The following is a 26,626-nucleotide window of genomic DNA, read 5'->3' as shown; positions in this document are numbered from 1 at the left end:
TTTGAACTCGTTTTATCTAAACTATATGGGGTATTACCACACATCCATCAACTTAAGGTATATTTTTATACAAAATACGGTCTTCCCATATAGTTTTTTATTATCTTTTATAGATTTTATAAAAGTGGGCATATCAAATAAACCCTGGCGGACTTCAATTTTTTTACTATGCTACCTGATGAGTAGAAGTGGTATACTCATAAACAACACCCAAAATATCAAAGACTTTCTTTTTTTCATATTGATGAGATTTTCGTCCGTTGTGCTGTAGGAGGTTAAACAGACGAAGGAGAACCTTTGTTAATTCTTGGGTGTCTTTTTGTAAAGGTTGATAAATAAGTGAAAAATAATCTTTGATGATATAAATCGCTTTATATTCACTTAATTCTCGTTTCTTCTTGATGAGGAGTAATTGGCGTATTTGAAACATGGTGGAGGAACAAAGAAGGATGCTAATTAATTGTCCATATAAATGACATTCTAATCGTTCTAATTTTACAGAATTACAGTGATGAATACGAAAAAATGATTTCCATGTTTTAAAAATAAGTTCAATTTGCCATCGTAAAGAATACCAATCATGTACTTGTTCCATCGGAACAATATCTACAGGAGTGTTGGTCATATAAACATTGATACCACTAAGTCGTTTACTACGAAGAGAATATTTCATTCCTTTCTTTTTTTCTCGTACAACTTGATCCTGTAATCGTTTTTTTGTTCTTTGGTTAGCCGATGAACACTCACACGAGTTGGGACTTTATCAGTCATCAAAGTTTGTCCGCATCAGGATCTAACAAATGAGTCCAAGTAATTAATGCTGTCAACATAACAAAAAGAGTCCTGATTGATACGGACTCTTTTTTGAGTTTTTACAAAAGTAAACTTTTAAACACATAATTACATTTCTATTATTTATTTTACCACTTGAACAGATGCTGGTTTCCACCCCTGATTCTCTATCCAATCAATATCAACCTTATATTTTTTATTACTTTGCTTATCTCGTACATTACCGTAGGCTTTATTATTACCATTATTCCCAATAAAATCGAAAATCAATTGGCTCTCTGGAACATCAACAGCATAAGAAATTGCTTTTTTCATCTCACTCCAATCTACTGTTCCTTCTTTAAATTTCATTTCAGGTTTTGCTCCTTGCTCTGTACCAATTGGCTTCCAAGAAGGATTAGGTTGAGAACCCTTTTCTTGAGATGCCGTTTTTTCTCCCTCTTTATTTTCATTTCCGCTCGTTTTTACTGATTTTTCTGCTTTTTGTTTCCCTTCTAACTGTGCTGCTTCTTTCTCTTCATTTTTCTTCTCTTCTAACAGTGCTGCTTCTTTCTCCTCACGTTCCTTCTCTTCTAACTGCGCTGCTTCTTTCTCCTCACGTTCCTTCTCTTCTAACTGCGCTGCTTCCTTCTCCTCACGTTCCTTCTCTTCTAACTGTACTGCTTCTTTCTCTTTACGTTTCTTCTCTTCTAACTGCGCTGCTTCTTTCTCTTTACGTTTCTTCTCTTCTATCTTTGTTGCTTTCTTTTCTTGAGCAATTGCTTTCTTTGATGTATCAGAAGGGGAAAACAACTGGTATGTCACTATACCAACTGTCACTAATACCAAAGTAAATGCAATATTAAAAACCACCTTTTTACGACGATTTTGTTGTTTTTCTTGAAACCTGCTTACTTGTCCCATTTTTTAAACCCCCGAGTTTATTTTCTCTTCTAATCTTTATGCATTATTCTTATAATTCTTAATATTTTTATTAAACGATGGAAATAAATCATAATTCCCATACAAGATTTCATATCATAATAAAATTTGTGTTGATTCAAGCATCTGACATATGTTATTCAAAAATATTTTAATACATTAAAAATTGATAAACTCCTGTTCGTAAGAAACCTTCAATTTTATTCAAAGATGATTCCAATTACGTCCACATTAGATCTCCTGTAGAAATCTTTTTAACAATTAAGCCCCTTCTTCCCTTATTTATAATTTTTAAATTAAACTGCCCTCTATGGTACAATAAAGATGTGTTGTTTTCTACTGGGGTATGTCGTAAAATCAGAAGGGATTTTATCTCTTTTACCTTTTTTTCAGAGTAACTTTCACCACTAGGAAACTCTATTATTCCTAATGTAATCTTTAATTCGCTTTCATCAAAAGTCCAATCCTTATTAAGTTCCCTTATCTTTTGTATAAAGCTTCTTTTGGTTTTTCCTATGTAGATCAATGTTTCATTTTTAGCATATACTCTAGAGATTGCAAATATTCCCTTCTTAAAAGCTTCTTCTCTACTATAAAAATCATTTAAACTATACAATCCATACCATTTAATATGTACTTTTTCTATTAATCTCACCTCATTTTTAGATAATATTATAATTTCTGAATGTTCAAATTATTGTGGATACATAGCCTTGATTACTTGAATTATAAATAGTGCTTTTCAATAATACATTTTATTATTACTAATTTCAATAATGAATATGTATATCTCAACATGAATTTCCTATCATTGGTTTCGTCAAGTAAGGCTCATAATTCTCTTCAATAATTTTATCGTTCTGTGGTGGGAGAATCCTTGTACAGGGGAAATGGCGCGTCAGCCGGATGAGTTGATTTTTCGTTTTCTAAATACCTTTTCTTAAAATGATATGCGGTGTTTTCATCTAGGACGTCATTTGCATAGAATAGCGTACTTTTTTGGGGAAATTCGAAAATAACACCTTCACAGGAGTCGGACACTTGTCGAGAAGCGTCACGCCCCCTCTTTGATACATTTCGTTTGCTAAATTGATAAGCATTTCAAATACCATCCCATCCCACGGTTTCCTAGTCCCATTGTTATTCCTCGCTTCCTACTTGTAAATTTCTACTTCAATATAATATGCAATATTTCATATTTTATTATTATAATATTACTTTATTATTTATCACTTTCGATCCTATCATTGAAATTCATTAATAAACCAACATTTGTAATTTAATTCCTGATGTTTATTTCTGTTATAACAAGTTAATTTTATATATTAAAATAATCATACTGGAATTTCTTGTTCTGTACATCTATACTTGTTTTGTGTATTATATAGCGGAAGAGTAAGGTAAGAGTTACTCTTTGCCCTTTCTTCGTAAAAGGATTATTTTGTTAAAAAATTCATTTCAATTTATAATCGCTATCTTTTTCTTTAATTTTCCAGTAAAATCAAATGTAAATATTTTAATTACATAGGAGAAAGCAATGAAACATAACATTAATCTATGGTCCTTTATTTTTTCTTTTATTTGCATTGGTTTATTCCTCTTATATCTTGAAATTGGTTCGATAGCCTCATCTGAAACGAAATTATTTATTATGAATTCGCAACCTATTCATCCTTTATTTTTTTACTAGTTTTAACAATAGGAACTTTTTTTGCTGGTATGAAAGGATTTTCTAAAATAGATAATTGGGTTGCTATGCTTAGAAGCATAGCGACAGTTCTACTAACACTTTTATTATCAGTGTTTTTAACACTAACTTTGATCATTGGCTATGCATTGAGTTAAACGTCATTCCTTACTAATAAAACTAAATATTCCGTCAATACTATATATGACATTAGATTTTCTCCTTGTTCCCCCTTGGAGAACCGAGCAGCTTCGAGGTATGAGGGGCCACTATGAAAGAAAATCTAATTGATAAAATAAAACCCGTAGAAATTAAATATTTTCACGGTTTTTATGTTTACCTAAGGCTCTTTAAATTATTTTACAACAATATAGAAATTACCTGGCATTTCATTTTGTGCATCCTGAAATATTTTTAAAATTAAATCCGCATAAGGTCCTAACATTTCTTGAGTACTCTCGAAAAATTCCCATTCTATTGTTATAGGAAGACCTATAAATCCAGTTAAACAGTCCCACAAAGCATCTGCATTTTCCCCATAAAAACTAGGGAAATCTAATTGTTTTTTTAATGTTTGGTGCAATACTTCTTTACTAGTGAATTTTCTTCCATCCAATTTTACTATTTCCATAAATTTAATCCCTCTATTTCCTATTTTACTTCTGTAAACGTTTTATAATGATCAGAAGTTTTATACAATAATCCATCACTGGAATAAATAATTCTATCATTTCCTCGATAGCCTGATATATAATTTATATTCGCTTCATACCAAGTCCTATTTGGAGCACTTGGTAATAAAACTTCATTATTACGGTAAATATAACTTAATATGCAGACGAATGAGTTAGAAGGAGTTTGGTTATGCCTCACTTTTTTATATCATGTTCAGGGTATGTAAGGTGTTCTAGGTCTTAAACATAAAATAAAAAGGATCAAGAAAATGACCCTTTTTATTATTTTAAAACTTAGTCTGTAATGAAAAATTTGGTTTAAAAGCAACTTGTAATAGTTGTTTTTCACTTTCATCGTAAACTTTCAAAGTATTTTCCCAAGCTTTTATTTTATTTACATTAACCACTACAATATCGTAAATAAGTGATTTTAAGTTCTCATGCGTCAATTCAAGGCTTACATAGTTTTCATAAACAGATATAAATAATTCCAAGGTATATCCTAACGTATCTGTCGATTTGTAACTATATATACTTGCATCAGCATCTATAACCTTAGGTTCATTGCAGAAAATCTCTAATAATTCCAATTCATCATAAATAATTCCCATCGCGATGGCTCCTTTTATCCTTAATAAGGGACAACGGTTACTACATCACCTTTACCATTAGTAATGACTCTAGCGTCACGTCCAGTATATTCCCATGAATCAGGTTTATTTCCAGCTTTTTTTGTCCCATTTTTGATTATATCCTCTACTACAGAAGGTGTAATACCTCTAGGATCCACAAATTCTTTAAATTTCTGTGTACCAGGTACAAGCCCTCTACTTTTCGCGCGCGCCTCTAATTCAGCGCGTACTTGGATTGTATCGGGAGCCATTCTTTCTAAAGCATGCTCAGAATATTTACGACCATTGATGACCCCTCCACCTCTTGGCATACTCCATCCGATACCTGAAGTACCTTGTGTTGCTTTTTCAAGATTTTTCGCTTTCTTTTCTAGGTCACCAATCTTTCCAACAACTTTACCAACAACTCGTGTTGTACCACCAGATACGGCAGCCAGTGTACCCCACGCATAATCTTCTGGACCGTATTTTTGACCTGTTACTAAGTCTTCACCTTTGATGAGTTGTCCAATTTCTTTTCCTGTACCAATTATAGGCGTCATACCTAACACGAATGATAAATCTCCATCATTCTTCCGATCATATAACCTAGATGGATCGCCACCTAAATCGCGTAGTGCATTACTCAAGTCAATATTTCCAACATTGATGGCAGCCGCAGGAATATCAATTTTATGACTTGCTATTTTATTAGCCGAGTCCATAAAGATATTTGCAAGATCTATTCCCATATTGAAATCTGTGTAGAATCCTGGGACTTTGGCATCCAATGCTTGTAAATCTTGCGCAATGATTGGGGCGTTTTTTCGTGTTACTTGTACAAGTTCCTCCATAGCAGGTTTCGCTATATCTACAGAATGTTTTAGGCGAATAGAACTATCTACAACTGGTCCTAAATCTTTAACAACACCAGAAAGCCCTTCAGCTAACTTACGATGATTTTCCTCGATTTGACGAAGTCCTTTATTAATCTCATTTTGTGTTTCAATTGCTTTTATTGCAACCACATCTAATGTTTGGTAATACCAAGCGTAGCTTTGATATAGGGATGTATAATATTGCAGGATAGATACATATACATCAGCACTAAACCCCATCCACTCTTTTCCATACGCCAGAGCATCTTTTCCCGTATTTCCAAGCAGTTTAAATAGCTCTTTTCTTTGAGTGACCGTTAAATTTTTAATGTCACCTTTCATTGCATTTACTAGTTCTTGCAATTTATCATGTGATTCTTTCATCAATTGCATTTTATACTGTGCATCTTGCTTTGCATTGTTTATGTTACTAGAAATACTTTCCCAGGTCTCTGCATCATCTAACCAACGCTGTTCTTCTTCTTCTAAAATTTTAATCGTGTTATTTATGACTGGTTCGTCACTTTTTAAATAATCTAATACACCTTCAAATATTTTTACTTTTCCATCAAGCAAAGTAAGTGAACTTTTGGCCTCCTGATCAAAAATAATGGCATCATGAATACGTACATATCCTTTTTCTCCTTGATAATTCACTTCATACCAAGAGCCAACTTTCCCAGTTACCTCTATTACTTCACCCTTATTGACACTTTTTGCACGTAATGCTTTTCTTAAGTCTGGCTCTGGATATACTTTTTTAACAAGGGATTCTAATGTAACCCACCCTTTAATTATTCAATTAATCATAATAATTATTTGGATATATACCCCCTTTACAAATATATATATATAATTAGATTTTTTAATTTACAAAGACGATCGAAAACAAGTTATAGAACTTATAGAACATAAAAACTTAATCCCTAATGTATCCTATGATAATAACCAAATTCATTTGCCTCCAAAATTTAAAGCTACATCAAAGGGGGGGAGGAGATGTAATTGTCCACTATGGGAAGAAAAATGCTTCAGTTTTCTTCTATACTTATCGTGGCCTAATAGACAACTTTTCTGGATTTATTTACTCGCCCAATGATGTAAAACCAAATGAAGACGATTTTAATAGTATCTTTAGAGATATAATGAAAATAAAAAAATTGGTACTATGTTACATCTCACTAAGAACACAATTATTTTTTCCTGATTTTTTCAATGATTGCATCCATATATATGCTCCCCTTTACCATGCCACGCGATACGTATGGCGGAATTAACTTTATTAAATGGAATTGTTTGAAAGAGAAGGAATCTACTTAGAATGATAATTTAGTAGGATAGGAAACCGTAAACGGAGCGTGTCTTTGGGGGCACTGACTAATCCCCCTTTTGGAATCGTATATAACGTGAATTCTTTTCCGATGCATCCTACTAGTAAAATCACGAGCAAGAAACTAAGGAACAATCTACATTTCATAAAGCCCTGCCCCTCTTTAACATGCAATCCAGTGAAATAATTTGTTTCAGATATGTAGAAATATGGTTTAACCAGCAATCAATAATCAGGTGTTTTTACCTTAAGTATACCTGAGTCTATTTATTTCCCAACCCGAAAGAGATAAATAGTTTTGTTCCCATTCATGAAATAGCACGATGAATGCATAATTACATATCTATTTAATTACTTTTAGTGTTATATTTTAATAGCGATGAATGCTATTATTTCATAAGTTGTCAACAAGCGTTATGTATGTATGAGAAAAAGGAAGGAGTCAAATAGGCCCTTCTTTTTTTCTTCCAATTAAATAAATTGCTCTCTGGTAAAAATTTAAATAGTGATGCAGATTCACAGGCGTCTAATTATTGCTGGTATGATCACTTTACCTATTGTGGCAATACTTATGAGAAGTAAGTACTCTTTTATTTACGATAAAATGGAATTATTATCGTTTATTTCTCAACATTTAACATATTGAATTAAATTCCCTTTATTGTTATTATAATGGTGACAGTTTGTTTTCAAGTGCTTTAATTTAAGGACCTGATTTAATACATCAGGTCCTTCTTAATTTTCTCACTAATAAGATAATATTTTTTAACTAGATAGACATATGTTATTTTATACAGACACTTCACTCATAAAAATCTAGCTTTTTTAAGAGCATGCTTATACGCTTATTCTTCCTACTTGCTATGAAATAAAGGTTTCGTTTTTGTACACCTGAATTTTCACAAGCACCCCATTTATTTCAAATTCATTCTAATCTTTAATCAGATATAGCCTTAATAAGCTAGCAAATCCCTAAGTCTTAAATACCAGATATGAATATAAACAATTAATAATATATTATTAAAATTAAGATACACAAATGTGGGACAAATTAAAATTTTACACAATGCCCTAGGATAATAAGATTGTTTTCTTCTCATTTCTATAGGATGTTTGTCCGTTTTTCTGCAAAAAATTAAACTGCTACGATGATTGCCTTGTTAATTCTTTAATTTCTTTTATCAAATATTCATAAACAAGTGGAGAATAGTAGGAAAACAAATAAGACTGCTAATCAAATGCACGTATAAGTGGCATATTAGTTTTTCTAATTTTACAGAATCACAATAATCAATACCTTAAAAATAAACTTCATTTTTAAAGATCTATTAAATTTGCAACAAATAAATAAAAATCATGTATTTGTTCCATCTAAACCTATTCTATAGGTATAATCATTATTCTCACATACTTCAACTTAAAAATTTCTCACTATGCATGTCATATTTTAATTGAATTTTTATATCTGCTACTTGTACAAAAAAACTTGATTAGAATACAAACTCGCTAAATATTCTAATACTTGAAAATGGTTATTAGCAAACTTAAAATGACTGAGATTCTATATACTTTTTTTAAAAGTAATAAATAATTATAAATAAAAAGAGAAGAACCCACCATAGTTCTTCTCTTTTTATTTATAAATTTAGGGTTTTCATATCTGTTGATATGAATAGCAGTAAATTAATGGATGAATAATTTACTAACAAAATTATAACATGTTATACAAAAGATTTTATATGCAATATTGCATATAAAAATTCAATTTTCAAACAATCACATATTATAAAATAACAACTCAATTAGTTGTTATTTTATAATTAAACAGATAATAAAAAAGCAACTCGGATTGGGGTTCGAGTTGCTTTTTTAAATAATGCTTATATATGTATTATAACATTTCGCGTAATAAATCCAATATCAAGTGACTAACTTTTCTTATTTCTCAATATTTTCAGTTTTATATAATTGCTCTTTAGCGTTTGGAAAACTATTATAATTACCAAAATCTATTAAATTTTTTCAAAAATATACTTCTTAATGAATGATAGAATGTTATACTATTTCATGAGTATAATTGCTTTTACAATTTGTTGAAAATAGATACTCAATAACTTTTGATCATCCGATGTTTTTTTCATAATATAAATTCCTCCTTTTAAAATTTTTTATCCTATAATATTTCATATCCATATCTGAATAACTTTATAATACTAAACCCTACGTCGACTTACCATTTCACCTGTAATGGAAAAAGGTTATATTTTTTCTATTCGAAACTAATTTGAAAGGATTTTTTATCAAATGAAAAATACCGTTATTCAAACTAAATCCACTAACATGATTGGAACGGAAAATAGCAATAAGGAAACAACTACAAATTCTTTACAAGCAATATTAGAAATAAAAGTAAAAGAAGGACAGTTCCAGGAATTTATGGATTGTATACAGCTTGAAACAAATATTGAATTTTGTTATAGAGTTACAGGAAAGACTGACTTTATTGCTAAAATTATAATAACTGATTTGAGAGAATTAGAAGAATTTGTTGATAATTATATTTCTGTAGCTCAAATAATATCTAATCTTATAATATTCAAAACAAATACTAATTATGATTTGACAGATAATTAAGGTTATAAGCGACTTTTCCTAATAATAAACACCATAACAAAAAACTACACTCCTAACAATTTGGGTGTAGTTTTTTGACAATATAAATTAAGTTTAATTCACAACTCTAAAACATAATATAAATACATTACTACACAAAATGCATAGTAAAATGGAACTAATACTCTCATATCTATATAAAGAATTAATGTGGATATTGTTTCATTTGAGAAATCTACTAATAGAGTAGTTGAAATTTAATTGCTTATTTGAATTGGAATTAGGAAATGATATTGACTATTTTAATTATAATTAAAGGCGAACTAAAAGAAATGATTACTGTATAATACAGTAATCATTTCTACATAGTTATTTATACGTTGTTTCGACGTTATAAAATTTACTTCATTAGCTATTCTTTTCATTTAATACGCTGCTATTAAAATGATTTTGGAGCAACTTCTTGTTGTAAAACTTCTATTTTTTTTCTATGATTTAGTTCGTTAAGATAAATTACCATCATAGTAGCAGCAACAACCGTACCTATCACTCCAAAAAGATGACCTGCATTCATAATCCCAATCCATTGAATAGGTAATGCTAACGATAAAGGTAAAGCGGCTTTGGTAAACTGGAATGCTAGTGTAGATCGACTAGACCAAATAACCGTTTCTTCTTTTGTTTTAATAAAGTCAAACATGACAGTTCTTTGATTGATACGTGAACGATTAAAAACAAAACCAAGCATAAATGAAACGGCAATTGCTAAATACCAGGAATGCACTAATCCTAAAGTAATATCAAAAACAGCAATTAATAGAAAAATTGACCTTGGAATAAATTTTTCAAATTTCCCAACAAGTGTAGCTAATAAAGCCCCTAAACCTGCTGCAGCACTAACAAATCCATACTGCATAGGATCCCAACGATATACATCGTGAAATAAAATTGGTACTAAAAAATTAAATGATGCAAGTTGTATTGTTAAAACAGCAATACCAGTAATTGTAATCCATAATATTTTTGAATTATCTATTGGATTTATTTTTTCAATATGATTTGATACAGGTTTTTTATTTTGCTGAACATCTTTACTTTTTAATAGCGGCATTAGAAGAGGTAAAAATACCCCAATACCTAAAGAGAATGCTAAACCATAAAGTACATTATTAAATCCACCTACATTCATCATAAAGCCTGCTATTGCGTTCCCACCAAATGCTCCAATTTGTATTGCAGTTTGTAACATATTTGAAGCCTTTCCTGCTGGAATTTCTCCTGATAATACCATTTGAGACATATAAGTTTCCAAGCTTTGCGTAGATAAAAATAAAATAATAGAAAAAACACCTGCAAAAATATATAAAGTAAAAACATTAATATGATCACTATTCAAAAGACTTATTATAATCAGAATAATACCGATGCAACGGACACCAGAGAAAATTAACAATGGACTTTTTGTTAACCACATCTTAAGACTTTTCGAATATTTTTGCATAAAGAATGGTAACAAACTCATTAATGTTAATATAATTCCTAAATGAGTAACTGATCCCCCTTTATCCAAAATTGTCCAGGTTAGAGTTACTGTTAACATACCTTCCCCACAAAGAGTCAGCGCCAATAGTACTATAAATATAAATTGAATTGGCATTATACATTCCTTCTTTCTTATATCGGTTGTTTGACCTTAAATTTGTTTTAACTTGTTTAAAGAAAGGGATTTGGAAAATACATAACAAAATTGCACATTGAAAATGTTCTGTTATACCCGCCCTAAATACTATTAGATTGTTATTTAAATACTGTAAACAATCCAATCACTCTTATTTGCTTTTTGTTTTTTATAGAAATTTTGGGCAACTATATTATCTTTTGCGGTAACCCATTCCATATATGCATAATTATTGTCTTGGACGTACTTTTTACAAGTATTAAATAACATATCCCCAATACCCAATTTTCTATAATCAGGGATAACAAATAAATCATTTAAAATCAATGCTCTTCCCATACTTAACGTACTGAAAGTGGTATATAAAGTAGCAAATCCTATTGGCTCTTTATTAATCGTACAAACATAGAATAATCCCAAATCTTTATTTTCTATTATAGTATTTACTAATTTATCTAAAGAACTTTTTTCACGCACAGGCTTTTCATAGAATTCCATATACATTCTAATTAAATTGATAACAGTCTCTCTATCTTCATAGGTCGCTTCAAAAATTTCAATATTCTCGAGATTGTTCATAGTCTTTTCTCCCCCTATACTCCAGTAATCATTTTCGCTATTCTCTTACCAATACCAGGAGCCAACTTTACTCCACCACCACTCCAGCCAGTTGCAACGATTAAACCTTCTACTTGTGGAAATTGTTCTATAATTCCTCGATTATCTGATGTATATGCATCAAAGCTTCTTCTTCCACCTATAAATAAGTTTTTATTTAGATATAGCAATCTACTTTTTGAATTTTGAAGCATTTTTTCTAAGTCATTTGGGTCAATTGACATTTTTTTGTCTGGATCAATATCATACTTATCTACTGGATATCCTACTAGAGAAGTACCTAGATTATCAGGTCTGCCATATAATCCAGTACTATCATCTATAAAAATTGGATGGTCTTTTTGTCCTATTCCATCAAAGAAATGAATTTGAATAATTTTACTTCTTACTGGAATTTTAATACCTATAGTATCTAATATATTTCCACTCCAGGCTCCAGCTGCCACAACAACATGTTTACAATGTATAGTCCCATAGGAGGTTTTAACACCTACAACACAGTTATTATCCATTAAAATTCCTTTCACTTCTATTCCTTCACAAGCTAATGCACCTTTAGTTTTAGATGTTTCAATCCATGTATTCGTGGCTAACGATGGGCTAATGTACCCTGCTTGTTCCTCGTAAGCCACACAGCTGTTTTTAGGCAAATTTATAAATTCAAATTCTTTCTTTAATACTTCAGATGAAAGGATACTAATTTTATGTCCAGATTTTTTAAGTTCTCCAATTTGCTTTTCCATTTTTATATGTTGTGTTTCATTTTCAACATATAACATTCCAGTCTGCTTAAATTTAACCTCTTCACTAATACTAAAAAAATCATTTATTCCTTCTTTTGCTATTTCAGTTAGATAAGGATCATTATGATAGACCCTTATAAAACCTCCGGATTGGCCTGTTGATCCACTACTAAAGGAATTTTTCTCTAATAAAATTGTATTTGTAATATTTTGCTTGGTTAAATAATACTGTATAGCTGCACCAATAATGCCGCCGCCAATAATAACTACATCAGCTGAATGTTTTATGATAATTCACCTCAACAAAAGATTTATCAATAACTTGTGCAATTATCCATGAAGCTCCTAAACGATCTCCATTGCTTGAAAATTTAATTGTAGAATTACCTGTTGCTAATTCATTAATTAAATTTTCTACATTAGATTCAATACATTCTAATAGATACGAAGCTGCAAGAAATGATGTTTCTACATAATCCTCTTTTGCTTTTATGGTAAAAGCATCGTTAGAATAATCTTGGGCTAATTCTATAAATTCATCTACATAAGAATCATCTGAAGCTATAAAAATTCCTTTATACCCTCTCATCCTCAGTTCCCTTAGATAAGTTGCGGAGTTAAAGTGTGTCCCAGCAAAGAATATTGCATCGCTATGCTTATTATTTTCACTATTAAAATCTTCAATTCTAGTAACTTCTTTAAATGAAGAATTTGCACTTTGATACAGTAAATCTGCTAGGCTTTTCCCGTAAAATGTTTCATCAGAAACTGCCTTAATCGTTTGAATATCTTTAGTTTTCAAAAAATTAATAACAGTTTCAGCTTGTACCAAATCATTAGAACAAAACCTAAATACTAATTCCTCGTTATTAAGCGTAACGTCTAAATTAGTCGATGCAGGAACTAAGAATGGAATTTTCGCCTTGGAATAAAACGGTATTGCTTTTAAAGCACATGCACTATTAAAGTGTCCAATTACAGCAACAACCCCTGATTCAATCATTTTTTTAGAAATATCTTTGATGGTATTTGGATCTCCTTTATCATCTTGATAAACCCATTCGATGTTACCAGCATAATTTAGCTTCGCACGATTTACACCCTCAATTAACATTTGTCCGTATACAGACCTAGGACCTGAAAAAGGGCCTACTACTCCAATTTTTATTTTCTCTTTCATAATTTGAGCTCCCTATATATTTTTTATTAGGAAATATGAGGAGGTAAGTACTACCCCCCTCATATTATCAAATATTCTGAAGATAAAAACTGTCGTTTGTTTTTGAAAAATAATTCTCTTGAAGATCCACTTTCTGTCCAGCAGGCAAAAAGCTTACTTCCTCATCCAACTGCATGTCAACATTAAATCCCAAATCCCCCCATAGCATTTTACCAAATGTAGGCATGATTGGGCTAGAAAATAATGCTAAAATTTTTGCAGTATATAATTCTAGTGCAATAGCAGTATTTCTTCTTTGTTGATTATTCTTTAATACCGTTAAAAATTCTTCTCCTGCCGAGAATTTTTTAGCAATTCTGACTAATTCATTTAATAATCTAACTACCTTTTGCGGTGAAAATGTATTTGGTTCATATGCATTCATAATTTCATTCATAATTCGATTTACATGTTGATAATACATTAAATAGTTACCTGATAGTGTCTCTAATTCTGGAGCACCATTTGGAGACTCAGCTTCTAACTTGCATTTTAAATCATGTAACCATGATTCCCATTCTTGGTTTAAGTTCGTATCTACAATATGATTAAATTCTTCCATAGTGAAGTTTGTTTCAACTGTTTCCGGTCTACTATAAGATAAATAATACCTTACAACATCATGTGAAGCATTTTCTAATAATTCTTTGCCCCATACAGCATGTCCCCTACTTGTTGAAAACTTAAGACCCTCTAGTTGATAAAATTCATTTGTTATCATTGTTTTAGGAAGAGTTATATCTTCACTATATGCTAGCCAAATAGCTGGGAAAAGCACTGAATGGAAATAGCCATTATCATATCCAAAGAAATTAATGATAGTCGTATCTTGATTATTCCAAAAATCCCTTAACGTATACGAAAGGTTTTTATCCTGAATTAATTCGTTTGTCGCAGATAAATATCCAGGTGCCATTTCAAACCATACATATATAGTTTGATTTTCATATCCTTCTACCGGAACTGGAATTCCCCAATCAGATACATGTGAAATAGGAATATCAGGAAAATCTTCATCTAGCATTCTCTCACATAATGCCGTTAGATGTGGCCCTATTTTTAATTCTTTGTAGTACTGTTTTAATTGTGTTTTATAATTACTTAATGGGAAAAATAGTTGTTTAATTTTAGATTTCTCTGGTTCGCTACCACAACATTTACAAGTTGGGTTTAATAAATCTATACACAAATTAGGTCTACCACATTTTTCACAAGCGTTGCCATCTGATAATTCATCACAATGTGGACAATTACCTCTCACATAAGCTTCATAAAGGTGCTTATCGCATTGCTTACAGAATAGAATGTCGACTTCTTTTTCTACTAATTTACCTTCATTCCACAGTTTTTCAAAAAACTCTTTGACAAACTCAATGTGGAATGTTGAAAAATGAGGTTTTACAAAAATATCCGGATTAATTTCTGCTAGTCTTAATGTTTTTTCAATTTCATTAGCAAAATGATCTGCCGTTTCTCTAGGAGATTTTTCTAATTGTCCCGCCTTAAACGGCACATAGCTTTGATGATCATCCGCCCCACTCATATAAAAGACTTCATTTCCTTTAAGTTTTAAATATCTAGTTAAAATGTCAGCTCCTGTATATGGACCAGATAGGTGCCCTACATGTAAATCACCATTAGGTGTTGGTGGTGTGGCCGTTATTAAATATTTCTTTTTACCTGAATCTAACTTCTTGCTATTTTTTTTACTAAAAGCATTTTCCCACCATATGGTGAAGAATATCAAATTCTCATCTGATGTATTTTTCAAACTATGTTCTTCAAATGGTGGAATAAAGATGGCGTCCCCTTGCGTAACAGGTTCTTCTTTTTTACCCACTTTAACTATTCCTTCACCCTTAAAGATAATAAAAGTTTCAACTTCATGATGTCCATGAATTTTAGAAATTTCTCCAGGTTCTATGATTCCCCACATTGCACCAAATGGTGAATCATATAATTTATTAGAATGCGGAAATAATCGTTGACACATAATATCATATTCATTTGTAAAAATCTGTGGATTTATCTTTTCAATATGCATCTTTAGACCCCCTATATTATGAAACCACGTTTTTAGTTTTTTCTTCTGTTAATGAATTATTTTCTTGTACGGTTTTTAAAATTTCATTTGATCGAATAGATAAATTAGATAATAAAGTGTCACTCAGTCCATGAGTGCTTTCATTTACACCCTGTAAATAAATACCAGGTTTAAATTTATCCGTTGTTTCTAAACGATAATTTCGGGAAACTTCAATATTATCTGAAATGTACGAGTTAAGATTTTTTAATAAAGGATGGTTCTTTTTACTTTCGTACCCAGTAGCAAGAATTACAGCATCAGCTTCAATAACAACTTCTGTATGTTTAACTATGTCTTTGTAATAAACAACCGCTTTATCAGACAGTGTTTTTATCTCCGTTAATTCTAAAAATGGCTTTATTCTAAAACGATCTTCTCCATGAAATTTTTGGTTATATAAAGCTTTATTAATTTGGCTTATTAAACTTCCATCCGCAGCTGCATAATTAGTATCACTGTGGTGTTTTAATAAAGCATCTCGATTTTTTTCTGGTAAAGAATAAATAAAGTCAATCATATTAGCGTCAAATATACGATTAACAAGCTTACTTTCATTTACAGCTTTATATGAGAAAGGTCTCATCGTTGCCGTAATATCTGATTTCGGATAATTATTGATTAGATGGAAAAATAATTCAGCTGAACTTTGTCCCGAACCTACAACTAAAAACTTATGAGCGTCATTTTGTTTAAAGTTATTAATTTTGTTTTTAAATTGACTTGAATGAAATACTCTACTATTATTCAATTCAATGTTTATTGGCGTTCTTGGTGTTCCACCTGTAGCCAAAACAATATTTTTAGTAATATAGCTCTCTAATTGATTAGTCTTTGTATTTTGCACAATAACTTCTAATAATTCGACAGAATTTTCAGATATAATAGGGTCTACTGAAATTACTGTTCGACTATAATAAACGTGTTCTTCTAATTGAGATGCAACCCAAGACATATAATCATTGTATTCAAGTCGTGACGGATAAAACTCTGAGAGATTAATAAAATCGCTTAGTCTTTCATTTTCATGTAGATAATTTAAAAAGGAGAATTTACTTTTAGGATTTTTTAGAGTTACAAGGTCTTTCAAAAATGAAATTTGAATATTTGTATTATCTAAAAGCATCCCTGGATGCCATTGATAGTGCGTTTTTTCTTCTAGAAAAATTCTTTCCATTGAATTATTTTCTTCTTCAATAGCAGTTGCTAAAGCCAGGTTCGCTGGCCCAAATCCAATTCCAATAACATCATATATTTTATTATTCATTTGACTCGTCCTTTTCGTTTTTTTAAATTCTCGTATATAATTTTATTTTTTATAGTTTTTTTATAGTTTTAAAAATAATTTCAGAAAAAAATTATTTAGACATAGTAACTTTCTTACTTAAAAGTTCAGTGATAAGTCCAATTGTTGTGTTGACAGTAATATTATCCTTGTCTAATATAGGGTTTATTTCCGTGAACTCTGCAGCTACTATGTTTGTATTATTTCTTAGCATATCAATTGCCTCTTTTGTATCATCTAAACTTAAACCATGTGGAACTGCTAATCCTCCTCCAGGAGCAAATTCAGGATCTAAAGCATCTAAATCAAATGTTAGATGAACTGCATCTGTATTATTATTGAGAATCTTAATTGCCTTTTCCATAATACTTTTTATTCCTTGTTTTCTCACATCTTCTGCTGTAAAAATTGTTACTCCTAAATTTTTGAGAAACTCTTCTTCCCCCGGGTCTAAATCACGAATTCCTATTTGTACGATATTCTTTGGATCAATTTTAGTTTCTTTCTCTAGAAAATCTTTAAATTTTTCGTTACCGTATCCTAAGAGAATTGCTAAAGACATCCCATGAATATTACCAGAAATCGATGTTTCAAATGTATTTGCATCCCCATGAGCATCAAACCAGATTACTCCCAATCGTGGTATTTTTCTAAGAATTCCAGTTACAGTCCCAATTGCAATACTATGATCTCCACCTAAAACTAATGGGAAATGCCCTTTTTCCAATTCGTTCTCAACTGTCGAAGCAATATTTTTACATATATCAATTACTTCATTTGAAAACTCTTGTTTGACAATTCCATAATTTTCATTATTGGTTGAAGGAAGAGAAATGTCTCCTAGATCAACAAAATCAATTCCGATTTCAGTTAATTGCTTCGACATACCGCCATATCTTATAACATATGGTCCAAGGTCAACCCCTCCTATACTAGCTCCGAAGTAAGTAGGTGCTCCCAAAATAGATACTTTTTTATTCATAATATTTTCCACTCCATTTCAATAATAATAATAATATATATAGGATTACTTGGTTTTAAATTGATACTATTAAATAATTTATCGATAAATCTAGCGGTTATATTCCTCATTTAAAACAAGGAATATAACAACCAGATTTACTTAAGTTTTTATGCATGAACCGGAATTTCTAATTCTATATCTAATTGATTATCTAATACTCTAGCTCTTTGGCGCAATTTTTCTACATCAGATTTATCATTATATGGTGCTCTTAATGAAAGTAAGCCCGTTATATCAAATCCTTTTGGAGCATGATATACTTCAGCTCCTACTTTTGCTACAGGATAGTAAGCCTTATACTCTGGCTGTTCAGCAACAATTCCCAATTCATTTTTCTTTATAATTCCAGATCTATATACAAATTTAATACAAGTACAAGATTTTGGTGTTTTAGATCTAGTTAAGAAGAATTCCATAATATCCCCTTTACAATCTAATAAACCAAGAATATTAACGGCTACTAAATCAATTCCATGCACATCACGTATATTACGATAAACATGCCCGCCACTGATTCTAGTACTAAATTCTACAACTTTAAAATTCCCTTGCGTATCTCGGCGTAGTTCTACATTAAATAAACTGTTTTCAATAGCTAATTTTCCACATATTTCTTTAGCAATATTAACAACTACGTCTTCATCTACACCAACATACGGTAAAGTGTATTCATCTTCCTCGAAATATGGACCCATCATTTTATTTTTATTGTGAATTCCACCAAGGTAAAATTCTCCATTTAAAACGACTCCATCAACTGTAATTTCTTCTCCAGTCAGAAATTCTTCTACTAATGCCACACATTGTTGTGTTTGATTAAAATAGAATCCTTTATTTGTTTTAGAAAGATTAATAATTTTTTCTAATGAATTATTCAATTCTTCTAAGCTGTTAACTAAATATACAGATTCACTGCTAGCAGCCATAGTAGGCTTAATGATTACAGGGAAAGGAATATTTTCTATTTCTTTCTCTGCATCCTCTATAGAATTAACTTTTGCAAATTTAGGACTAGCAATAGAATTCTTTAACATAAATTCTCTCTGCTTTGATTTATCTCGAGATGTCGTAGCAGCTTCAACAGATAACGCTTTATTGCCAAAGCGTTCATTAATTTTAGCAGTTAATACAATATCAGTTTCTTGCCAAGTTACAAAAAAGTTAATTCCTATATCTTTTCCTTTTGTAAAAATATAATTTTCAGCATCTATTTCAGAAGCCTCTTCAAGTACAATTACTTCTTTAAAGCGCGCATCCATTGTTTTACTTGGTACACTCGTAAACAAGTAAAGTTCATCAGATATTCTTCCTGCAGTTTCAATATGATCACCATGAATGCTATAACCTTTTCTCATGATGATTCCAATTTTTTTATTTTTCATATGTAATCTCCTTTTCTTCTCTGTATATCTTGATAACACGTTGTAATCGTATACTAAAACTTTTGATTGTTCAATAGATTAGAAATATTTAGAAACATTTTTCCATAAATATATTTTCATGTAAAAAAAACCCAAAAAACCTCAAATTGAAAGACATGCAACTAGATATTTTTACTTGAAAAAACTAACAAGAATTCATTAAAAACGCCGTAAAGTTTACCTTTTTTAAACATAAATTTCCTGATTTTAACATTTTTGTTTTTTTCTATTGATTCTTATTTATTGAAAAAGTTTATTTTTCTTTAATGGAATAACATACCTGCCTATAATTAGTTGTTGTCTAATTTAAACAAACTTGATAAAAAGACTTTTATTTTCACCTTTCTTATTATGCAATTATCGTTGTAATTTAAAATCTTTTTCGCAAGAGTATTCAGCAGGTGCAAAGAAAACAAGTACCGTGAGATCTTCTTCAATAGTATGAAATCTATGTTCCATGTTAGCCTTTACATAAATAATAGAACCAGATTCAACAAAAATATTTTCACTCTCTACTTCAAGTTGTGCTCTGCCATTGATAATATAATATACTTCATCTTCTGTATGTGGTTGTTGGATATCTAAAGATCCTGCTTTCAATTCATAAATTCCCATACTTAGATCCGTTTCATGCAAAAATTCATAATAATTTTTGTCTATATTTCTTTTTTCTCTTAAAATCTGTGTAAGTTGATAATTTTTCATTTGTTATCCTCCTAATGTTATAAAATTCTTGAATCAATTAACTTAGTTAACTTAATAAAAGGAATATATCAGGTATAAACTAAATTCCTTTACATGTGTCTAAAGAATTAATTAAAGATATATAAACTGCCAGCATAACAAAAAGAGATAGAAATAGTCCTATCTCTTTTCTACATAAGGGCCATGCTTACAGATTATCCTTTCATTTCAAATTTAATTTTAATAGGAGAAATCTTAATATTCAATCTCTAAAATATTTTCTCAATATGTATAATTTAATCTTTAATTTATACTATAGTTAACTCTATTTTTAACACATTAGCCAAATATATAGTGTTTTTTCACTCTTATTAAGGATATTAATTCAAGGATCATACCGAGATGAATTCATTACCAGTATTATCAATAAGTTCTTGAATGAACTATCTATTTTTCCTTATATAAAATACTTCTTATCAGATATCGCGCTTTGTATAACAAAGTACTAGATAATATCTTCTTGTTTTACTTTACCTTTAACCTTTTATTATGATCCGTAAAATAAAGAAGCTATGTATGTAATAATGACATACCTAACAATCTTAATTATAAGCAGTCTTGTGAACTATAAACATCAAAGAGGAAGCTATATGCATAGTAGTATTATTATAAATACCCTGGAACAAGGGGATTCATTCGGTTTTGTTAAGATTAATTCGATGGCTATTAAAAATAAAAATTAACCAAAGTAAATACTACCGATTGTTGGGTAGTTCATATAACCATTCCGTAAAATCTATAAAAAATGAAAGGAGATAAATACATATGAAAAAAATGAATTTCATTAGATCACTTATACTTATAATCACAGTTATAGCTCTAGGAGCATGCAAAGATGCAAAACTCAACAATTCACTAGATTGGGATGTACAGAAGTTCTCATTTACAGATCAAAATGGGAAGCAATTTGGATCAGCTGAGTTACAAGATAAAATTTGGGTAGCTGATTTCTTCTTTACAAGTTGCCAAACAGTTTGTCCACCTATGACAGCCAATATGGCAAAACTCCAGAGAATGTTGAATACGGACGGGATTAAAGATGTAGAATTTGTATCATTTAGTGTTGATCCTGAAGTAGACACACCAGAAAAAATAACAGAATTTATGAAGACCTATGCAATGGATGGAAGTAGGACTCATTTCCTCACGGGATATAAAAGAGCAGATATTGAAAAGTTTGCTAAAGAAAACTTCCAATCACTTGTAACTAAGCCAGAAAATGATACACAAGTTATACATGGCACAAGTTTTTATCTGATTAACAAAAATGGAAAAGTTCTAAAAAAATATTCAGGTGTCGAAAATACTCCTTATGACGAAATTATTCAAGACATTAAAAAAATTAGATAATAAAATTCTATTAAGTCAATAGTTTGAGGAAAGTGAAAGTTTACATTCATTTTTTAAAAATAATTACAACAAAATTTGTAATTACTTTCTCAATATATATACTATTGTTGATTATGGTTTTAATATTAAGAATCAGCAAAAATCTAAGCAAAATAAAAATATAATGGTTATCCTTTTTGTTTACTCCTTGTGCTAAAGATAAGATCGTGTTCGCCGATCTTATTTTTTTACTTTGTATGCTTTTGATACAAAAATGAATCCTTATAAAATAAGAATTCTGTAACTGGAACTAAAAATTTTTAATAATTTAGGAGATCATTTGTTTGTAGACCACTTGCTTCCTACTATGAACCATCGACAGTAAATTTATCTGTTGAAACAATCTGCCCACGTTAGGGAACCCTACTTTTTAAAAATATAGTAGAAAAGATGGATATGATGATTAGTCTAGTTACTACGTACATGAGGATTGAATCTGGATCTACGGAAGAATTAAAAGAACTTCAGAAAGAAATTATCCATGCTCAAGCATATATCCAAAAACGAAAATTTGAAGAAACACAGAGATAAAATCCTGTGTTTTTATTTGGACGTCTATGAAACCAATTTGTTATAAATCAAATTAGATGTAATTTAGTCATTGTTTTGGCATAATCCATACAATTTGTTGAATTCGTACAATATACGGTACCGTATCTTCAATTAGCAAATGATCTGGTTTAACATCTTTTAACTTTCCTCTTACATTATCTCTTACAGTTTCAATAACCACATATTTACCAATTACTGATTGTAATGTCTGATATACGTAGGGATTAGGTGTACTTACCATATGTTGTTCACTCAAGTCATTTCCTTCCAAATAACTCATTCTATACGACTCCTTTCTAATTTGCATTCTTTCTCCTAATATATGATATAAATCTTATAAATATGCTAGAAGGATAATTCATTATAGGAACGGAAATAACATTTTAATAAGATACGGTTTCTATTTCAAAATTGCTAAAAATTATTTATATAAAGTTACTTTTACTAGTTAATAGGTGATGATAAAGGGATATTTTGAATGTACATCTAGGTTGTTCCTTTCTGGATATGTATGATTTTAAATACGGCCTTTATTAGAATAGTGCTCATACTTTTTTTGAGATTCTTTCGTAATACGTGCATTAAGTAAAATTGCTAATAATAAAAACACTCCATATTTTCCTCCTGTAGCTCCTATGATAATCACACTACTACAAACAATTATAATTAATAGAATAAACGAAACCGAATAAATACGTTCATAATTCTTTGATATCTTTTCGTATTTTATGCGTTCTTTCCTTGCATCCATCTAAATTCCTCCTTTAAATAATCCATTTCACTCTCAAATAAATCTCGCCCTTAAAAAGGAAACAATCTATCGTTTTAAATAATTAGTTTGTTTTTTTATCAACTAATTTATATAACGTAAAAAGAAATCCTACCAATATTAAGCTTTCCACCATGATAATCCCGACCCTCTCCTTCCTTTTAACCCCAACACATCAGATAAAAGTTACGTATATCCCATATTAGCTGTAGCAAACAAAAAGGATCTTCCCTTCTCGTAAAGGCTGATCCTTTTCTTCTTGCATACAACTATTTTTAGCTATTCTTGATTAATTAGAATAACAGCTGGTCCATCTACACGAATTCCACCAACTTCGATTTTTTCTTAAGGTTCAACTGTAATAGAGATAATCCCTTCTCGCTTCTTTAATGCATTACTTAATTCTTTTGTTAACATTTTTTTCATGTGTGCACTCCTTCTTACTGCTTAATTTACTATATGTATGTAAATAAAATTTAAAATGGTTTCCTTGTCTGGAAACCATTTTTTTGTAGTTGACCATATGGTGTTACCAGTCCGTTTATCAATTTTACGTAAAGAAGATAAACAATTACTATTCACTGTCTCAATAGATGTAAGCAACTTTTAAAGATAGCGGTGAGATTGATTGTTTTTTCTTCTAGAAATAATGACTTAGATAGTATATTACCTAAAACAATGAAAGCCCTACCTCTCTTTCATCCTTACGGCTCCTTGTCCGTGCCAGTGTGAATCAGGATTGCAAAAATCAAGTGACTATTTAATCGAGTTATTTGATGAAACTTGGAACGTTCGTAAAAGAAATTTAAAAATAAAAATGGATTAGATTGAAGTGATAACAAAAGAGGTATCTACTCTAAAAGTGAGTTGAAGAAGTTGAATGTCTTTGAAATAATTTACTTTTAATAACCATCATATACCCAGAAAATTCAGGATATTTCTGGGGGATGTCATACATTATTTATAATAAATCTTAACAGAAACTTTTTATTTGTTTTTCAGTGATTCCTTTAATTAATTCTAGCTCACTGACCAAAAATTTATATGCATCATCCAACAATTTTTTTTCGCTTGTATTCAGTGCTTTTTCCTTCTTCATACGGATTAAATCACGTATAACTTTAGCACCTTCTTGTATTTCACCCGTTTTTATTTTATCTGTGTTTACTTTATGCCTTTGTTTCCACGGCAGTAATTCATCTGATTCTCCATGCTGAAAAATTTGTATAATGTGCGTTAATGCAAGTATATCAATAACTGGGCGTATATTCGAACTCAATATTTTACCCGTAGGAATCATGACTTGCATATTACTGATTGACATTTTTATGACATAATACTGTTGTTTTTTCCCTGAGAATTCTTTTTCTTCTATGGCTTCAATTATACCTGCTCCGTGCATTGGATAAACAATGTTATCGCCAATTTGAAACATATAATCCACCTCCATATGTGGTAACCTTCTCAAGCTTAACACATATGTTATTTTTTATCAAATATTTAATAATATCATAAGTTTTCTTTTGGTGTCAATTACTTTTTTCTTCGGAAGTTAAATCAAATAAAACAGCCGTAAAATAATAGAGAGCGTTCCAGATTTCAAATAAAAGAAAAGGGAATTCCCACGCGTATATCCTGAAATCTCTACCCATTAACGTAGATCAGTTTTCCCTTGAAACCGGCCAAATCAATCCCGTATTTTTTTCAATCTTATATGATACTCCAAAATCTCAATTCTTGCTTTTTCTACTAGAGGGGCAATTGGTCGTAAGTCTTTTAATCCCCAATACTCAACCACTACATCAAGTACTTGATGTAGTGGTCCATAGTTTACTTCTTTTGCAATCACGGCCATTCTATTTTCAAAATCAGGCATGACGGCACCTGGCATTTTAAAATTCTTAATCACATTTCCATTTGTTGCATCAATAAAATAATCCAAGTAGCCTGGTGCCGGTTTTGAAACAGATGCTTTTACAAGATAGGAAAGATAATATTGTCCATCTTTTTCATAAACGTATAAATCTTTCTTCATACCATCATAGTTATCTACTTTTCCAATCTCTTTCTCAATACCAGCTTTCCCAATATTTACAGCCTCATCTTCTGAAATGCTTGCAGTTGATGGGATATTTTTATTTTCTAAATTCGGGATAACTTTTCCAAAACATGCTTTCACATTATTATTTTGATCAAGTGCTACTGTTTGATCAGAGCCATATACAGGAATACCATTATATTTTTCAATAAGCTTCACATGCGTTGTTTCTGCTTCTGCTCCTGTTTCTTTTTCTTCTTTAACGATTTCAAAATGTTTCTCCATATTTCCTGCTAATTTAAACATGTCTTTCTTACTCTTTAAATACTCGAACACAGTCTCTTTTTTATCTAGTCCTTCTGGCGCTTTCTACTCCTCCCCAATATAAGATAGTGTTTGAAATTCTTGGTTGTATTGAATCTTTTGCTCTGCTGCATATGTACGTGACGTTCCAAATGTCGCAAATGCTCCTAAAGCCATAACTACTTAAAGTGTGTCCAAAATGCATAAGGGTATAAAAAATGTATAAAACTGAAATGATAGTAAGCATTCTAATTATAAAGGAGTGTTCATTATGATAACTAACGAGTTAAACTGGCAGAAAACATTAGAAATAGGAGCTAGTTCTTTGGGTTCTTCAATAGGTACAGCAATAATAAGCGAAATCTTTCCATCAGAAGATAGTGCTCAAGAAGCGGTGAAACAAGCAGTAGAAGAAATTTGTGATAGGGTTAAAAAAATAGTTGACCAAGCCTTTTTAGATCACTATGTAGCTAATTGTGACAGTATTGCGAGACGTCTTCAGGGCTATCCAGAGAGCAGTGATGTAAATATTTTACACGGCATATATGACGATGGTTCAGATTTAGTATCAGATTTAGTACGTTTTGAAACGTTTGAAGGTATAACAGCCCTTGTTTACATTTGTACTTTGCATCTAACTGACATAAAAGCTCTTAGTGAAATTGACTCTGGGTATAAAGCTACTTTAAGTCGTTGTGGGGATGAGTATGCTGCTTTATGTGAACCACGTGGTGACAAATTAGTTCACTTTACAAATGCAAGTGTAGGCGATGCAATGTATGCTAATAGTGGTCTCTACGATATGATTACAGCTCCTACTACTTCTAATTCTTATCCTACACTCAAATACAGGTTTAATTTTGTAGATGAATGGGATGAGAATTTAGACACAAAGGTTCATATATATGATTCTGATGCTATATCACTAACAGATCCACTATGGTACACAGAATCTCCAGGCATCCCACGTTATAGATTAACGGAAGCTGGTAGAAATGCTTCATCTATTCAAAGGGTCTATTTGGGTGCTAAAGATGAGATAATCTCACAGAGAGATACTTTCTTAAATGACAGGTTAGAAATTACAAATAATATGCGTGAAAATATTCGCAAGGCATGTGATGAGTGGCGAAATCTTTAAATTCATAAGTGAAACGAGAAGTGAATTCCAACGTTTCTATGCCCCTTAACACACATTTAGGCATCTCTTGAAATGAATCCCTAAATGTGTGTATCATTTTCCTTTCATCGTTT

Annotated in this window: 20 protein-coding genes and 9 pseudogenes; 5 read left to right on the top strand and 24 right to left on the bottom strand. The window is 30.7% G+C overall.

Translation table 11 applies throughout. The features are described from left to right. Positions 1–166: 166 nt before the first annotated feature. From ACU8YW_RS27600 to ACU8YW_RS27585, 4 genes and pseudogenes are all read right to left on the bottom strand, one after another. Positions 167–771 (bottom strand): annotated as a pseudogene (locus ACU8YW_RS27600) (transposase); the annotation flags it as partial. Between the two features lie 144 nt (positions 772–915). Then, on the bottom strand, positions 916–1,695 hold the full coding sequence (locus ACU8YW_RS27595) for a YrrS family protein (protein WP_426934551.1): 780 nt from the start codon (positions 1,693–1,695) through the stop codon (positions 916–918). Positions 1,696–1,933: 238 nt separating this feature from the next. Further along, a complete protein-coding gene (locus ACU8YW_RS27590) occupies positions 1,934–2,368 on the bottom strand; it encodes a hypothetical protein (protein WP_002004029.1) in 435 nt (144 codons plus the stop codon). Positions 2,369–2,723: 355 nt separating this feature from the next. Continuing rightward, positions 2,724–2,851 (bottom strand): annotated as a pseudogene (locus tag ACU8YW_RS27585) (Holliday junction resolvase RecU); the annotation flags it as partial. A 399-nt stretch (positions 2,852–3,250) separates the two neighbouring features. On the opposite strand from ACU8YW_RS27585, the pseudogene ACU8YW_RS27580 reads away from it, so the two are divergent. Continuing rightward, positions 3,251–3,558 (top strand): annotated as a pseudogene (locus tag ACU8YW_RS27580) (hypothetical protein). 197 nt (positions 3,559–3,755) lie between these two features. Here the strand turns inward: ACU8YW_RS27580 and ACU8YW_RS27575 are convergent. The 4 genes and pseudogenes from ACU8YW_RS27575 to ACU8YW_RS27560 all read right to left on the bottom strand — a co-directional run. Next, positions 3,756–4,031 (bottom strand): barstar family protein, encoded by a 276-nt coding sequence (locus ACU8YW_RS27575; RefSeq protein ID WP_426934552.1) that lies wholly within the window; start codon positions 4,029–4,031, stop codon positions 3,756–3,758. A 20-nt stretch (positions 4,032–4,051) separates the two neighbouring features. Next, positions 4,052–4,273 (bottom strand): ribonuclease domain-containing protein, encoded by a 222-nt coding sequence (locus ACU8YW_RS27570; protein WP_426934553.1) that lies wholly within the window; start codon positions 4,271–4,273, stop codon positions 4,052–4,054. Positions 4,274–4,361: 88 nt separating this feature from the next. Then, positions 4,362–4,685: a hypothetical protein gene (locus ACU8YW_RS27565; RefSeq protein WP_088064965.1), complete on the bottom strand. Its 324-nt coding sequence runs from the start codon at positions 4,683–4,685 to the stop codon at positions 4,362–4,364. Between the two features lie 20 nt (positions 4,686–4,705). Further along, positions 4,706–6,361, bottom strand: a pseudogene (locus ACU8YW_RS27560) (pre-toxin TG domain-containing protein); the annotation flags it as partial. On the opposite strand from ACU8YW_RS27560, the pseudogene ACU8YW_RS27555 reads away from it, so the two are divergent. Together ACU8YW_RS27555 and ACU8YW_RS27550 are read left to right on the top strand one after the other, a co-directional pair. Continuing rightward, a pseudogene (locus ACU8YW_RS27555) lies at positions 6,351–6,748 on the top strand (hypothetical protein); the annotation flags it as partial. The pseudogenes ACU8YW_RS27560 and ACU8YW_RS27555 overlap by 11 nt on opposite strands. Positions 6,749–9,197: 2,449 nt before the next feature. Next, complete coding sequence (locus ACU8YW_RS27550) at positions 9,198–9,527, top strand: Lrp/AsnC family transcriptional regulator (protein WP_098230486.1); 330 nt, start codon at positions 9,198–9,200, stop codon at positions 9,525–9,527. 418 nt (positions 9,528–9,945) lie between these two features. On the opposite strand, the gene ACU8YW_RS27545 is transcribed toward ACU8YW_RS27550, so the two are convergent. From ACU8YW_RS27545 to ACU8YW_RS27505, 9 genes are all read right to left on the bottom strand, one after another. Next, complete coding sequence (locus tag ACU8YW_RS27545; RefSeq protein WP_097890065.1) at positions 9,946–11,163, bottom strand: MFS transporter; 1,218 nt, start codon at positions 11,161–11,163, stop codon at positions 9,946–9,948. 144 nt (positions 11,164–11,307) lie between these two features. Beyond that, a complete protein-coding gene (locus tag ACU8YW_RS27540; RefSeq protein ID WP_426934554.1) occupies positions 11,308–11,763 on the bottom strand; it encodes a GNAT family N-acetyltransferase in 456 nt (151 codons plus the stop codon). Between the two features lie 14 nt (positions 11,764–11,777). Further along, positions 11,778–12,806, bottom strand: coding sequence for an NAD(P)/FAD-dependent oxidoreductase (locus ACU8YW_RS27535; protein WP_446894145.1), 1,029 nt, complete (start codon positions 12,804–12,806; stop codon positions 11,778–11,780). 10 nt (positions 12,807–12,816) lie between these two features. Further along, positions 12,817–13,725 carry a branched-chain amino acid ABC transporter substrate-binding protein gene (locus ACU8YW_RS27530; protein ID WP_097890062.1) on the bottom strand — a complete coding sequence of 303 codons (909 nt, stop codon included), beginning with the start codon at positions 13,723–13,725 and terminating at the stop codon, positions 12,817–12,819. Between the two features lie 67 nt (positions 13,726–13,792). Continuing rightward, positions 13,793–15,808 carry a class I tRNA ligase family protein gene (locus ACU8YW_RS27525; RefSeq protein WP_097890061.1) on the bottom strand — a complete coding sequence of 672 codons (2,016 nt, stop codon included), beginning with the start codon at positions 15,806–15,808 and terminating at the stop codon, positions 13,793–13,795. 16 nt (positions 15,809–15,824) lie between these two features. Next, positions 15,825–17,114 carry a lysine N(6)-hydroxylase/L-ornithine N(5)-oxygenase family protein gene (locus ACU8YW_RS27520; protein ID WP_426934555.1) on the bottom strand — a complete coding sequence of 430 codons (1,290 nt, stop codon included), beginning with the start codon at positions 17,112–17,114 and terminating at the stop codon, positions 15,825–15,827. A gap of 91 nt (positions 17,115–17,205) precedes the next feature. After that, positions 17,206–18,114 (bottom strand): arginase, encoded by a 909-nt coding sequence (rocF, locus tag ACU8YW_RS27515; RefSeq protein ID WP_426934556.1) that lies wholly within the window; start codon positions 18,112–18,114, stop codon positions 17,206–17,208. Between the two features lie 149 nt (positions 18,115–18,263). Continuing rightward, a complete protein-coding gene (locus tag ACU8YW_RS27510; protein WP_097890058.1) occupies positions 18,264–19,538 on the bottom strand; it encodes an ATP-grasp domain-containing protein in 1,275 nt (424 codons plus the stop codon). Positions 19,539–19,934: 396 nt separating this feature from the next. After that, positions 19,935–20,282 (bottom strand): cupin domain-containing protein, encoded by a 348-nt coding sequence (locus ACU8YW_RS27505; RefSeq protein WP_097890057.1) that lies wholly within the window; start codon positions 20,280–20,282, stop codon positions 19,935–19,937. An 804-nt stretch (positions 20,283–21,086) separates the two neighbouring features. On the opposite strand from ACU8YW_RS27505, the gene ACU8YW_RS27500 reads away from it, so the two are divergent. After that, complete coding sequence (locus tag ACU8YW_RS27500) at positions 21,087–21,671, top strand: SCO family protein (RefSeq protein WP_098155382.1); 585 nt, start codon at positions 21,087–21,089, stop codon at positions 21,669–21,671. A gap of 307 nt (positions 21,672–21,978) precedes the next feature. Here the strand turns inward: ACU8YW_RS27500 and ACU8YW_RS27495 are convergent. The 7 genes and pseudogenes from ACU8YW_RS27495 to ACU8YW_RS27465 all read right to left on the bottom strand — a co-directional run. Further along, positions 21,979–22,093: pseudogene (locus ACU8YW_RS27495) on the bottom strand (RNA chaperone Hfq); the annotation flags it as partial. A 215-nt stretch (positions 22,094–22,308) separates the two neighbouring features. Continuing rightward, the gene (locus ACU8YW_RS27490) at positions 22,309–22,542 is read right to left on the bottom strand and encodes a YuzF family protein (RefSeq protein WP_330939165.1); all 234 of its coding nucleotides are present in this window, start codon (positions 22,540–22,542) and stop codon (positions 22,309–22,311) included. 237 nt (positions 22,543–22,779) lie between these two features. Beyond that, positions 22,780–23,013 (bottom strand): hypothetical protein, encoded by a 234-nt coding sequence (locus ACU8YW_RS27485; protein WP_098155388.1) that lies wholly within the window; start codon positions 23,011–23,013, stop codon positions 22,780–22,782. A gap of 297 nt (positions 23,014–23,310) precedes the next feature. Continuing rightward, positions 23,311–23,457 (bottom strand): annotated as a pseudogene (locus tag ACU8YW_RS27480) (BC1881 family protein). A 547-nt stretch (positions 23,458–24,004) separates the two neighbouring features. Continuing rightward, positions 24,005–24,466, bottom strand: coding sequence for a CarD family transcriptional regulator (locus tag ACU8YW_RS27475; protein ID WP_426934557.1), 462 nt, complete (start codon positions 24,464–24,466; stop codon positions 24,005–24,007). A gap of 252 nt (positions 24,467–24,718) precedes the next feature. After that, positions 24,719–24,943 (bottom strand): annotated as a pseudogene (locus tag ACU8YW_RS27470) (acyl-ACP desaturase); the annotation flags it as partial. Then, positions 24,926–25,549: pseudogene (locus ACU8YW_RS27465) on the bottom strand (peptidase M4 family protein); the annotation flags it as partial. The pseudogenes ACU8YW_RS27470 and ACU8YW_RS27465, both read right to left, overlap by 18 nt. A 94-nt stretch (positions 25,550–25,643) precedes the next feature. On the opposite strand from ACU8YW_RS27465, the gene ACU8YW_RS27460 reads away from it, so the two are divergent. After that, positions 25,644–26,513 carry a hypothetical protein gene (locus tag ACU8YW_RS27460; RefSeq protein WP_426934558.1) on the top strand — a complete coding sequence of 290 codons (870 nt, stop codon included), beginning with the start codon at positions 25,644–25,646 and terminating at the stop codon, positions 26,511–26,513. Positions 26,514–26,626 lie beyond the last annotated feature (113 nt).

It is taken from the genome of Bacillus pretiosus (genome assembly GCF_052947655.1).
The sequence above is the reverse complement of the archived record's forward strand: the minus strand, read 5'-3'. Positions and strand labels throughout refer to the sequence as shown.